This is a genomic window from Pinirhizobacter soli (assembly GCF_015905305.1).
In the GTDB taxonomy this organism is placed as follows: domain Bacteria; phylum Pseudomonadota; class Gammaproteobacteria; order Xanthomonadales; family Rhodanobacteraceae; genus Pinirhizobacter; species Pinirhizobacter soli.
This window is the reverse complement of sequence record NZ_JADZLQ010000001.1, coordinates 801463-813991: the sequence shown is the minus strand read 5'-3', so window position 1 is coordinate 813991 and position 12529 is coordinate 801463. Positions and strand designations below refer to the sequence as shown.

The following is a 12529-nucleotide window of genomic DNA, read 5'->3' as shown; positions in this document are numbered from 1 at the left end:
TGCGCGGGACCCAACGCTGGAGAAGCTACCCATGCCGCATCACGAACATAGTAATGAGTCGCGCCGCCGCTTTCTCAAGGCGGCCGCGGGTACTGCCGCCGCCGCTGCCGTGGTCGGCCTGTTGCCCGAAGTTGCCCACGCTGCAGATCTTCCGCACCTGACATCCGCCGATCCCACGGCTGCTGCCCTCAACTATGTCGAGGACGCTTCCAAATCCACCAATGCCACGCGCAAGCCGGGCGACGTGTGTACGAACTGCCGGTACTTCCAGGGCAAGGCCACCGATGCGTTTGGCCCGTGCCAGTTGTTCCCGGGGAAGGCTGTTGCCGGCAAGGGCTGGTGCATCTCGCACGCGCCGAAGGTTGCCTGATGCTTTTGCGCGCAACGTGAACCTAAGTACCGTTGCGCGATCTTCCATCACGAAGTGCATGTAAGCGCGTGTAAGCATGGATGTTCGTGCGCTAGTTATAAAAAAACCGCCAAAAGGCGGTTTTGTTCGCGCGCTGCGCATAAAAAGACTAGAAAATGCTACCCGACGCGCCAGGCTGAGGAGCTGACCCGCCTGCACGCGCCGGGTGGCAATCCGGGGCCCACTGCCAAGTGATCAACCTCGGAGGAAGGATCATACTCTTTCTCCCCTTGGCCGCCATCGACCGGCGCACAAAACCATTCGAAAGCTTTGTGAAATCGTTTGATTTCAGCGGCTTGCAGTATATTTATCAGGCTTTATCGAATAAACCATACGGTCGGCCGGTTAGCCGACACAAGTCATTGATTTGACGGACCGGGCAGGACGTTTTCGGCACGCAGACGGCTGTGCCGACGCCCATATCCGAAGTAGATCACCAGCCCGATCGCCGTCCAAATGCCCATGAGACTCCAGTTGAGGGTGCCCATGGTGTACAGGAGCGCCGCGCAGCTGAGGACGCCCAGGGTGCAGACCACCGGTGCCGCCGGCACGCGGAAGGTCCGGGGGAGGTCGGGTTGGGTCTTGCGAAGGATCAGCACGCCGATGCACACCGCCATGAAGGCGATCAGCGTGCCCATCGACACCAGGTCGCCCAGGAGCTCCAGCGGGAATATCGCCGCCAGAAAGGCGATGCCCGCTCCGGTGATCAGCGTGTTCAGGTGCGGGGTGCGGTAGCGCGGGTGCACCTTGGCAAATACCGGCGGTAGCATGCCGTCGCGACCCATGATCATGAAGATGCGCGGCTGGGCGATGATCATCACCAGCACCACCGATGACAGGCCAAGCAGGGCGCCGAGTTCGACGATCCAGCGCAGCCAGCCCAGGGCCGGGTGAGCGCGGATGGCGCTGACCACCGGTTCATCGGTGCCCAGTTGCATGAACGGCACCAGGCCGGTGAGTACCGCGGCCATGGCGATGTACAGCACCGTGCAAATACCCAGCGACGCCAGGATGCCGATGGGAAGGTCACGCTGCGGATTGCGCGATTCCTGCGCGGCCACGGACGTTGCCTCGAAACCGATGTAGGCGAAGAACACCATGGCCGATGCACGCAGGACACCGGCCCAGCCGAACTTGTTGCCGCCCTGGTTCTCAGGGATGAACGGATGCCAGTTCGCAGGCTCCACGTACTGCCAGCCCACCACGATGACCAGGCAGATCAGCAGCACCTTGATCACCACCATGGCCGAATTGGTCCAGCTTGATTCCTTGATGCCCACATAGCAAAGCCAGGTGAGCAGCAGGGTGAGCACCACCGCCGGCAGGTTCATGATGGCGCCGGTGGTCACCAGGTGGTGGTCGGCGGTAAACATCAGGGGCGCGCTGGTAAGCGCCTTGGGAATGGTGAGGTCCATGTGCAGCACGCCGCCAATGTGCTCAAGCAGGCTGACGAAATACCCCGTCCAGCTGACAGCCACTGCCGACGCCGACACGCCGTATTCCAGCACCAGGTTCCAGCCGATGAACCAGGCCATCAGTTCGCCCAGGGTGGCGTAGGCGTAGGAATAGGCGCTCCCGGAGATCGGGATGAGGGTTGCGAATTCGGCGTAGCAAAGCGCGGTGAAGGTGCTGCAGACCGCCGCGAAGATGAAGGCCAGGATCACCGCGGGCCCGGCGTGTTCGGCCGCGGCCTGGCCGGTGATGACGAAGATGCCGCCGCCGATCACCGCGCCAATGCCCAGCGCCGTCAGTCCCCAAGGCCCGAGCGTGCGACGCAGGCCAGGGCCATGGACGTCTTCGGCATCAGTGAAGTTGGTCTTGCGGGCGAGGAGCTGGGAAAGCATGGAAACCTTCGACGGGTACGGCCAATAGAAGAGGGGCCGGCACTTGGCCGGCCCCCGGGACAGGAGTTTACGCGTTCTTCGGCCGGAGCTTGCTGTGTGCGTAGCCGTAACCGATGTAGATGAGCTGGCCCAAGGCGATCCAGATCAGCATCAGCCGCCAGTGTTCCTCGAAGGCCTGCCAGAACAGATAGAGGCAGATCACCGCACCCAGGATCGACACCGGCCATACGAACGGCACGCGGAAGCTGCGCTTCAACTGGGGCTGCGTATAGCGCAACACCAGGATGCCGATGCACACGGTGGCGAAGGCCAGCAGGGTGCCCATGGATACCAGCTCGCCCAGCACGCTCACCGGGAACAGGCCGGCAAGCACCGCGGCGGCAACGCCGACGATCACCTGGCCGATGTACGGGGTGCGGAACTTCGGGTGCACCTTGCCCAGTGCCGGCGGCAGCAGGCCGTCGCGGGACATGGAGAAGAAGATGCGCGGCAGGCCCATCAGCATCACCAGGATCACCGACGACAGGCCGGTAATGGCACCGAACACCACGATGGTCTTGAGCCATGCCAGCTGCGGGTAGTGGGTGAGCGCGGTGGCCACGGGCTCGGCTGTGTTCAGTTCACGGAAGGGGGCAATGCCGGTGAGCACCAGGGCCATGGCGATGTACAGCACGGTACAGACCGCCAGTGAACCCAGGATGCCGATCGGCATGTCGCGTTGCGGGTTCTTCGCCTCGCCCGCGGCGGTGGAGACAGCGTCGAAACCGATGTAGGAGAAGAACACCAGCGTGGCCGCGCGGAACACGCCGCTCCAGCCGAATACGCCGGGGCCTTCGTTCTCCGGGATGAACGGGTGCCAGTTGTCGGGATTGATCAGGTGCACCGTGACGGCGATGAACAGCAGGATCACCGTGACCTTGATCGCCACGATGATGGAATTGACGAAGGCCGACTGGGTAATGCCGACGTAGCACAGGCCCGAAAGCGCTGCCACGATCAGCACCGCAGGCAGGTTCACCAATGCGCCGGTCGACTGGATGTGGCCTTCCACGAACGCATAGGGCGCGGACGCCAGCGCATCGGGCAGGGCAATGTTGGTATTGGTCCAGCTTCCTATCAGCCGTAACAGTTCATTGAAATACCCCGACCAGCCCGCCGCCACCGTGGATGCGGCGAAGAGGTATTCGAGAACCAGGTTCCAGCCGACGAACCAGGCCACGTACTCGCCGAGGGTGGCGTAGGAGTAGGAATAAGCGCTGCCGGAGATCGGCAGCATCGCTGCGAATTCGGCGTAGCACAGGCCCGCGAGGGCGCAGGCGATACCGGCGATGACGAAGCTGATGGCAAGTGCGGGGCCGGCGTGCTGCGCGGCGGCCTGGCCGGTGATGACGAAGATGCCCGCGCCGATGACCGCGCCGACGCCGAGCAACACAAGGTGCTTTGCCGTGAGCACGCGGACGAGGTTCGGTTGGGCATGCGCACCGGTGCTGATGTGCTCGCCCGCGTCCACATGGGGTGACGACTCAATGGCGTGAGTCGCTAACAGGTTTTTCAGCATGGATATCCCCTACTGCTGGTCATTATTATTAGAGGCTGATGCGACCCGGCGGTATGGCATCGACGCTGAACCATACCGGTCGCGGGGGCCCCGTACAAGTTGCGGTGCGGCGCAATGGCCTGGTTTCAGAACACCATGACCACCGATGCCTGCGGTGTTACCGTGGCCCCGCTGTTGCGTCCGGCGAAGGCAAATTCGGCTCCGGCGATGAAGCCGACGCTGCTGGACAGGTGGTATTCGACCGCGGGCGAGGCATACCAACGCGCCGACGGCCCGCTGCTGGAAGAAACCGCAAACCCCTGGCCGTCCACGCCACGCACGCGTGTGTCGGAGTCGTGCGACCAGCCCAGGTCCATGGCCAGCCCCCAACGACGACTGATGCTGTACTCCGCAGCCACCAGTGCGTTGACGTTGCTTCCGGGGTTGGCGGAACCCACGAAACCACGACCGGTACCGTAGACACTTGCGCCGCGCAGCGAGACATGACCTGGGCGGGGCGCCCAGCCGAGATTGGCCCTTACGCGTAGGGGGCGCCCACTGCCGAGCCAGAACCACTGCTGGTAGAGCGCGGCGAAATTGTTGCCTTCCACGCCGCTTCCGCCGCCATTGAAGCCGTTGCTGCCCAGGCGGTCGTAGCGGCCCACGGCGAAACGATGGCCGGCAATGAGCGAAAACGCCGCCCGCGTGCCGTCGGCGTTGGGCGCCTGCAGCATGTACTGGAATCGGATCGACGTATCGCCCGAGCGGATGCCGTCGGTACTTTGCCCGGCGCTGCTGGCTCGCGAGACGCTGGGCGTGATGGTGGCGGCGAAGCGGTCGGTGATGCCGTAGGTCACCACGGCGATCGAGCGCCAGCTGCGCGAGGGCGTTACCGCGTACCGGTCGCTGTGGTTGTCGAATGCGTTGCGGGTTTCCGAATAGAACACGTAAGGCTGTACCACCAGTCGTCCGGCGGCTGGGGTGGCGCCGTTGAGCGAGGCAAGGCTTCCGGTCCAGTTCACGTCGGACGTGTCGTGTGGCGTGGCGAGGGCAACGGGTGCGGCCAGTAGGCCGCAAGCGGCGATGGCATAACGGATCAAGAGCATCTCTCCCTGGTCGATGTGCCGCGCGGTGCGCGGTGCCGGTTCCACCCGGCGGTTCGATGCTAGGCTTCGATTGCACGACGGCGCTGTCAGGTATCGCTCTTTTTTTAGTAGTTTTTCCTACAGGCTCTTCTTGTTCCCCTACAAAGCATCCACCCAACTGCATGACATCCGCTGACGAGTTTTCACCCTTCGGTGAGCAGGGCCACGCTTTCGTCCAACTGGCAAGCGAGCCCAACGCCTTCGAGCGCACGCGAAGCGACGCGCATTTCACCGGCTCTGCGTGGCTTGTCAGCGGTGATGGGCAGCGCGTGTTGCTGACCCATCATCGAAAGCTCGACCGCTGGCTTCAGTTGGGCGGCCACGCTGATGGCGACAGCGACCTTGCCCAGGTGGCTTTGCGCGAGGCGGAAGAGGAGTCGGGATTGACCGATCTGGCGATCGAGGGCGGTGTCTTCGACATCGATCGCCACCTGATCCCCGCGCGAGGCGAGGAGCCTGCGCATTGGCACTACGACGTGCGTTACGTGGTGCGGGCACGGGGAAGCGAGCAGTTTGCCGTTAGCTCCGAATCGTTGGCCCTTGGCTGGTGGCCGATCGCCGATATCGCCGCCGATGCGTCGGCGGATGAGTCGTTGCGGCGGATGGCCATGCGCTGGCTTGCGCGCGGGTCTTAGCCGTAGCGCGCCGGGGCTGGATTGAGATGGCCGCAGGCGCCGCAAGTGCGCGCCTGTACCGAACCATAGAAGCGGTCGAACACTGGCGGGAAATCGCGCTCGATGTTGTCCAGGACGAAGTATTCCTCGTAGAGCTTGTGGTTGCAGCGTTCGCAGAACCACAGCAGGCCGTCTTGCTCGTTCGCCAGGCGCCGCCGCTCGATCACCAGTCCAACGGAGCCGGGCATGCGCTGCGGCGAGTGCGGTACGCGCGGCGGCAGGTAGAACAGCTCACCCGCACGGATGGGGATATCCCGGGCGCCGCCATCATCTTGCACCTTCAGTACCATCTCGCCTTCGAGCTGGTAAAAGAACTCCGGGCCTTCGTCGTGGTGGTAATCGGTGCGCGCGTTGGGGCCGCCGACGATCATCACGATGAAATCGCCATCGACGATGCACTTGTTGCCGACCGGCGGCTTCAACAAGTGGCGGTGTTCGTCGATCCAGCGGGTAAGGTTGATCGGTGGCACCAGGCTCATGGCGTCATACCTCCAGGGTGGCCAGGTCGCCCTTCTCCTCGAGCCAGGCCTTGCGGTCGCCGGCACGCTTCTTGGCCAGCAGCATGTCCATCAAACCCTGGGTGCCGTCGGCCGCGTCCACGGTGAGCTGCACCAGGCGGCGGGTGTCGGGGTGGATGGTCGACTCGCGCAGCTGCGGCGCGTTCATCTCGCCCAGTCCCTTGAAACGGGTGACGCTGATCGCGCCCTTCATCTTCTCGCGCTCCACGCGCTCGAGCATGGCGCGCTTTTCGTCTTCGTCCAGGCAATAGAACACCTGTTTGCCCACGTCGACGCGGAACAGCGGCGGCATGGCTACGAACACATGGCCTTCGTGCACCAGGGCCGGGAAGTGGCGCAGGAACAGCGCCGAGAGCAGGGTGGCGATGTGCAGGCCGTCGCTGTCGGCATCGGCCAGGATGATCACCTTGCCGTAGCGAAGGCCGGAAATGTCGCTCTTGCCCGGGTCGCAGCCGATGGCCACGGCCAGGTCATGCACTTCCTGCGACGCCAGCACCGCACCGGATTCGACTTCCCAGGTGTTCAGGATTTTGCCGCGAAGCGGCAGGATGGCCTGGAAGTCCTTGTCGCGCGCCTGCTTGGCCGAGCCGCCAGCGGAGTCGCCTTCGACCAGGAAAAGCTCGGTGCGGGCAAGGTCCGTGGCGGCGCAGTCGGCGAGCTTGCCGGGCAGCGCCGGGCCTTGCGTGATTTTCTTGCGTACCACCTGCTTGGCGGCTTTCAGGCGCGCGCTGGCGCGCTCGATGGCCAGTTGCGCAATGCGCTCGCCGATGTCCACGTGCTGGTTCAGGTACAGGCTGAAGGCATCGTGGATCACGTTCTCGACGAAGCCCGCGGCGTTGCGCGAGGACAACCGCTCCTTGGTCTGGCCGGCGAACTGTGGATCCTGCACTTTGATGCTGAGCACGAACGACAGGCGCTCCCAGACATCTTCCGGTGCCAGCTTCACGCCGCGCGGAAGCAGGTTACGCAGGTCGCAGAACTCGCGGATGGCGTTGGTAAGGCCCGTGCGCAGGCCGTTCACATGCGTGCCTCCCTGCGAGGTGGGAATGAGGTTCACGTAGCTTTCCTGCACCAGCTCGCCTTCCGGCAACCAGGCCAGGGCCACGTCCAGGCCTTCGGTTTCGCGGGCCAGGTGGTTGACGAAAAGCGTGGGCGGCAGGATCTCATTGCCATTCAAGGCGCCGCGCAGGTAGTCGGGCAGGCCGTCTTCGTAATACCAGTCGATCGTCTCGCCGCTGGCTTCGTCGGTAAGGCGTACCGATAGCCCGGCGCACAACACCGCCTTGGCGCGCAGCAGGTGCTTGAGCTTGGGAAGCGAGATGCGCGGGGAGTCGAAGTACTTCGGATCCGGCCAGAAGCGCAGCGTCGTGCCGGTTTTCTTCTTCGGCACCGTGCCGATCACTTCAAGGTCGCTGATGCGGTCGCCGTTGGCGAATACCACCTGGTATTCCTGGGCGTCGCGGCGGATGGTCACTTCCACCCTCGTGGACAGCGCATTGACCACCGACACGCCCACACCGTGCAGGCCGCCGGAGAATGCATAGTTCTTGTTCGAGAACTTGCCGCCAGCGTGCAGGCGGGTAAGGATCAATTCCACGCCGGGCACGCCTTCTTCCGGATGGATGTCCACCGGCATGCCGCGGCCATCGTCGACCACGGTCACCGAACCGTCTGCATGCACGGTGACCTCGATCGATTTCGCATGCCCGGCCAGGGCTTCGTCCACCGAGTTGTCGATCACTTCCTGGGCCAGGTGGTTCGGCCGGGTGGTGTCGGTGTACATGCCCGGGCGGCGCTTGACCGGATCCAGGCCCGACAGTACTTCGATGTCGGCGGCGTTATAGCGGGAAGTCATAGATACCAGGGTGCTCTAAGGTGATTCAGCGGGGCAGGATGGGTTGGCCACGGGCCTGTCGTCAATACGGCTGCGCCACTATGGGCGTTGCCGGTCTCATTCGTCGCGATTCAGGCTGCAAGCGGTGCGCAGTGCCACTCCAGCCACGCCCGCTCGGCGCCGTCCAGTAGCGGGGCCAGGGCGGCGCGCACGCAGGCGTGGTAGTCGTCGAGCCAGGCGCGCTCGGCCGGATCGAGCAGGCGAGGTTCCAGTGCGCGGCGATCGAACGGGCACAGAGTGAGGGTCTCGAACGCCAGGAACCGGCCGAACTCGGTTTCGTTCGATTCCACCACCACCGCCAGGTTCTCGTGGCGGATGCCGTGCCGGCCCGGCTTGTAAAGACCCGGCTCGATCGAGGTGATCATGCCCGGTTCCAGCGGCACCAGGGCGCCGCCCTGCACCGGCGGGCGGATGCCATGCGGACCTTCGTGGACATTAAGGAAATAGCCCACGCCGTGGCCCGTGCCATGGCCAAAGTCCATGCCGGCGGCCCAGAGCGGTGCGCGGGCCAGGGCATCGAGCTGCGGTCCGCTGGCGCCGGCGGGAAAGCGCGCGCGGCTGAGGCCGATCATGCCCTTCAATACCAGGGTGGCATCGCGCTTTTGTTCGTCGGTGACCTCGCCCAGTGCCAGTACGCGGGTGATGTCGGTGGTGCCGCCCAGGTACTGGCCGCCGGAGTCGATCAGCAGCAGGCCGGCCGGGCGGAGCGTGCTGTGATGCTCGGGCGTCGCGCGGTAATGGGGCAGGGCGCCATTGGCCTGGTAGCCGGCGATGGTGGCGAAGCTTTCGCCAACGAAGCTCGGGCTGGCGGCGCGGGCCTGCCGGAGGATCTCGTCGACGGAGACCTCGGTAAGTGTGTCGCCGGCGGCCAGACGGGTTTCGATCTGGTGGAAGCCGCGCGCCAGGGCTGCGCCGTCATGGCGCATGGCTTCGCGGATATGGTCAAGCTCCGCTGCGTGCTTGCGTGCCTTGAGCAACGTGGACGGATTGGCGCCGTGAACCAGGGTGACATCAGGGCCGATGGCGTCGATGAGCGCGCATACCACCCGGGAGGGATCCACCAGCAGCCGGCTGCCGTCAGGCAACCCGGCCAGCGCGGAAGCGGCGGTGGCGTAATCGGCGATATCGAAGCCGTCGGCGGCCAGGCGCGAGAGCAGCGCCGGTTCCACCTTGGCGCGGTCAACGAACAGCGTCGCCCGCAAAGGGCCCACCAAGAGATGCGCCAGGAACACCGGGTTGTACTGCACGTCACTACCGCGCAGGTTGGTGATCCACGCGATGTCGTCCAGGGTGGAGACGAAGTGGTAGCTGGCATCGAGCTTCTTCATCGCATGGCGGACCCGGCCGAGTTTCTCGTCGCGGGCACTGCGGGCGTACTCGATCGGGTGCTCCACCACCGGCGCGCGGGGCAGCGGCGGCCGGTGGGACCAGTTTTCCCCGGGGAGGTCCAGGTCCGTACGAAGGTCGGCCGCCAGTGCGCGGCGCAGCTGCTCGCGCCCGGCCAGGGACAGGCTGTCGCCGGCCACCGCGACCGTGTCGCCTTCGCCCACGACACCGGCAAGCCACGCCACGTGTTCGCCGGTGTGCGCCACCTGCAGCTTCACCAGCCGGACGCCGGAGCCGGCCAGTTCCTGCTCGGCCTGCGAGAAATACCGTGAATCGGTCCAAAGACCGGCGTCTTCCGCGGTTACCACCAGGGTGCCGGCGGAGCCTGTGAAGCCCGAAGTCCAGGCACGCGCCTGCCAGTGGGCGGGCAGATATTCGGAAAGATGGGGGTCGGCACTGGGAATGATGCAGGCCGCAACGCCGTGGCGTCGCATGGCCTGCCGCAGGCCCGACAGGCGGGCGGCGTGGGAGGGAGGGCTATCCATGGCCGCGATGCTAGCTGAACGGCCCCCGGAACGGCCAGAAACCAACTGCCCCTCGCCCCCACCACCACCTTCCGCTAAAATACAAATTTCCAGCACGGCTGCGACTCATGACTCCCCTGATTTTCGTCACTGGCGGCGTGGTGTCTTCCCTCGGGAAGGGCATCGCGGCGGCCTCGCTTGCGTCCATTCTCGAGGCGCGCGGGCTCTCCGTCACCATGATGAAGCTCGACCCGTACATCAACGTCGATCCAGGCACGATGAGCCCCTTCCAGCACGGTGAGGTGTATGTCACCGACGACGGCGCGGAAACCGACCTGGACCTTGGCCACTACGAGCGCTTCGTCAAAACCCGTCTCACCGGCAAGAATTCCATCACCACCGGCAAGATCTACGAATCAGTGATCCGCAAGGAACGCCGCGGCGACTACCTGGGCGCCACCGTGCAGGTGATCCCGCACATCACCGACGAAATCAAGCACGCCATCCACGAGGCCACCCGTGGTTTCGACGTGGCGCTGGTGGAGATCGGCGGTACCGTGGGCGACATCGAGTCCCTGCCATTCCTGGAGGCCATCCGCCAGCTGCGCATCGAACACGGCCCGGACAAGTGCCTGTTCATGCACCTCACCCTGGTCCCCTACATCAAGGCCGCCGGCGAGATCAAAACCAAGCCCACCCAGCACTCGGTGAAGGAATTGCGCTCCATCGGTATCCAGGCCGATATTTTGTTGTGCCGTTCCGAACAACCCCTGCCCGAAGGCGAGCGCCGCAAGATCGCCCTGTTCACCAACGTGCCCGAGCGCGCGGTGATCAGCGCCATCGACGTGGACGTCATCTACAAGCTGCCGCAGTGGCTGCACGACCAGGGCCTGGACGACCTGGTCATCAACCAGCTGCGGCTCGATGCCCGTCCGGCCGATCTTTCGGCCTGGAAGCGCACGGTCGAAGCGGTTGAGCATCCCAAGGACGAAGTCACCGTCGCCATCGTCGGCAAGTACGTCGAGCACAAGGATGCCTACAAGTCGCTGGGCGAGGCCCTGCGCCACGGCGGCATCAAGCAGACCACCCGGGTGAACCTGTCCTGGGTGGATTCCGAAGAGGTCGAGGCCCGCGGCGCCCGCGAAACGCTTGGCCATGCCGATGCCATCCTGGTTCCCGGCGGCTTCGGCAAGCGTGGTTTCGAAGGCAAGGTGCTGGCCGCCCGCTACGCGCGCGAAAACGGCGTGCCGTACTTCGGCATCTGCTACGGCATGCATGCGGCAGTGGTGGAGTTCGCCCGCAATATCGCAGGGCTCCCCCAGGCCGATTCCACCGAGAACGACCGCAACGCGGTGGACCCGGTGATCGCGCTGATCACCGAATGGACCACCGCCAGCGGTGAAGTGGAAATGCGTACGGAGCGTTCGGACCTCGGTGGCACCATGCGCCTGGGCGCCCAGGAATGCCGCCTGAAGGCCGGCACGCTGGCCCGCGAGCTCTATGGCGAAGACATCATCCGCGAGCGCCATCGCCATCGCTACGAATTCAACAACCGCTATCGCCAGCCGTTCGAAGACCTGGGCCTGGTGATCTCGGGCAAGTCGATGGACGACCTGCTGGTGGAGATCGTCGAGCTGCCGCAGCAGAAGCACCCGTGGTTCTTAGGTTGCCAGGCACATCCGGAATTCACCTCCACGCCGCGCGATGGCCACCCGCTGTTCATTGGGTTTGTCCGCGCGGCCCGCGAATACAAGGCCGTGCGCCAGGGCGAGCGCCTGGCCGCCGTGCAGGAGACCGCCGCATGAAGCTCTGTGGGTTCGAGGTTGGCCTTGACCAGCCGCTGTTCCTTATTGCCGGTCCCTGCGTGATCGAGTCGATGCAACTGCAACTGGACGTCGCCGGCACGCTGAAGGAAATCACCGGCCGCCTTGGCATCAACTTCATCTTCAAGTCGAGCTTCGACAAGGCCAACCGTTCCTCGGACAAGAGCTTCCGCGGCCCGGGCCTGGAAGAAGGCCTGAAGGTACTGGCCGCGGTGAAGTCGCAGATCGGCGTGCCCGTCATCACCGACGTGCATGAATACACCCCGATGGACGAAGTGGCCTCGGTGGTCGACGTGCTGCAAACACCGGCCTTCCTCTGCCGCCAGACCGATTTCATCCAGAACGTTGCCCGCGCCGGGAAACCGGTGAACATCAAGAAGGGCCAGTTCCTCGCCCCGTGGGACATGAAGAACGTGGTGGCCAAGGCACGCGATGTCGGCAACGACCAGATCCTGGTCTGCGAGCGCGGTGCAAGCTTCGGCTACAACAACCTGGTATCGGACATGCGCTCGCTGGCGGTAATGCGCGAAACCGATTGCCCGGTGGTGTTCGACGCCACCCATTCGGTGCAGCTGCCCGGCGGGCAGGGCACCAGCTCCGGCGGCCAGCGGGAATTCGTTCCCGTGCTGGCTCGCGCGGCGGTGGCGGTGGGCGTTTCGGGCCTCTTCGCCGAAACGCACCCGGATCCGTCCAAGGCCCTGAGCGACGGCCCGAACGCCTGGCCGCTCGGCCAGATGGAAGAACTCCTCGAAACCCTCATGGAGCTCGACCAGGTGGTGAAGAAGCGCGGTTTCCGCGACCACGCCTAAAACGCGCGCCATGGGGCGCGGGGGAC

The 12529-nt window shown here is 64.8% G+C and carries 10 protein-coding genes; 4 read left to right on the top strand and 6 right to left on the bottom strand.

Annotated elements, in window-relative coordinates; translation table 11 throughout:
- Nucleotides 1–31: 31 nt before the first annotated feature.
- A complete protein-coding gene (locus NDK18_RS03240) occupies nt 32–370 on the top strand; it encodes a high-potential iron-sulfur protein (protein WP_250625746.1) in 339 nt (112 codons plus the stop codon).
- A gap of 398 nt (nt 371–768) precedes the next feature.
- Here the strand turns inward: NDK18_RS03240 and NDK18_RS03235 are convergent, their stop codons facing one another.
- The 3 genes from NDK18_RS03235 to NDK18_RS03225 all read right to left on the bottom strand — a co-directional run bounded on the left by NDK18_RS03235 (nt 769) and on the right by NDK18_RS03225 (nt 4941).
- Entirely contained in the window at nt 769–2253 is a 1485-nt protein-coding gene (locus tag NDK18_RS03235; protein WP_250627074.1) for an amino acid permease, read from the bottom strand.
- 67 nt (nt 2254–2320) lie between these two features.
- Nucleotides 2321–3811 carry an amino acid permease gene (locus NDK18_RS03230; protein WP_250625748.1) on the bottom strand — a complete coding sequence of 497 codons (1491 nt, stop codon included), beginning with the start codon at nt 3809–3811 and terminating at the stop codon, nt 2321–2323.
- 125 nt (nt 3812–3936) lie between these two features.
- Nucleotides 3937–4941 carry a hypothetical protein gene (locus tag NDK18_RS03225; protein ID WP_250627073.1) on the bottom strand — a complete coding sequence of 335 codons (1005 nt, stop codon included), beginning with the start codon at nt 4939–4941 and terminating at the stop codon, nt 3937–3939.
- 116 nt (nt 4942–5057) lie between these two features.
- Here NDK18_RS03225 and NDK18_RS03220 point away from each other — a divergent pair, with 116 nt between their 5' ends.
- Nucleotides 5058–5570: an NUDIX hydrolase gene (locus NDK18_RS03220; RefSeq protein ID WP_250625750.1), complete on the top strand. Its 513-nt coding sequence runs from the start codon at nt 5058–5060 to the stop codon at nt 5568–5570.
- On the opposite strand, the gene NDK18_RS03215 is transcribed toward NDK18_RS03220, so the two are convergent.
- From NDK18_RS03215 to NDK18_RS03205, 3 genes are all read right to left on the bottom strand, one after another.
- Nucleotides 5567–6088, bottom strand: coding sequence for a 3-hydroxyanthranilate 3,4-dioxygenase (locus NDK18_RS03215; protein WP_250625751.1), 522 nt, complete (start codon nt 6086–6088; stop codon nt 5567–5569). The two genes, NDK18_RS03220 and NDK18_RS03215, sit on opposite strands and share 4 nt — an antisense overlap.
- A 4-nt stretch (nt 6089–6092) precedes the next feature.
- Nucleotides 6093–7982: a DNA topoisomerase IV subunit B gene (parE, locus tag NDK18_RS03210; protein WP_250625752.1), complete on the bottom strand. Its 1890-nt coding sequence runs from the start codon at nt 7980–7982 to the stop codon at nt 6093–6095.
- Between the two features lie 110 nt (nt 7983–8092).
- Nucleotides 8093–9892, bottom strand: a complete 1800-nt coding sequence (locus NDK18_RS03205; RefSeq protein ID WP_250627072.1) for an aminopeptidase P family protein — start codon at nt 9890–9892, stop codon at nt 8093–8095.
- 107 nt (nt 9893–9999) lie between these two features.
- Here NDK18_RS03205 and pyrG point away from each other — a divergent pair, with 107 nt between their 5' ends.
- The gene (gene pyrG / locus NDK18_RS03200; protein ID WP_250625754.1) at nt 10000–11676 is read left to right on the top strand and encodes a CTP synthase; all 1677 of its coding nucleotides are present in this window, start codon (nt 10000–10002) and stop codon (nt 11674–11676) included.
- Nucleotides 11673–12503 (top strand): 3-deoxy-8-phosphooctulonate synthase, encoded by an 831-nt coding sequence (gene kdsA, locus NDK18_RS03195; RefSeq protein WP_250625755.1) that lies wholly within the window; start codon nt 11673–11675, stop codon nt 12501–12503. The genes pyrG and kdsA overlap by 4 nt, the downstream gene beginning before the upstream one ends.
- Nucleotides 12504–12529: the final 26 nt, after the last annotated feature.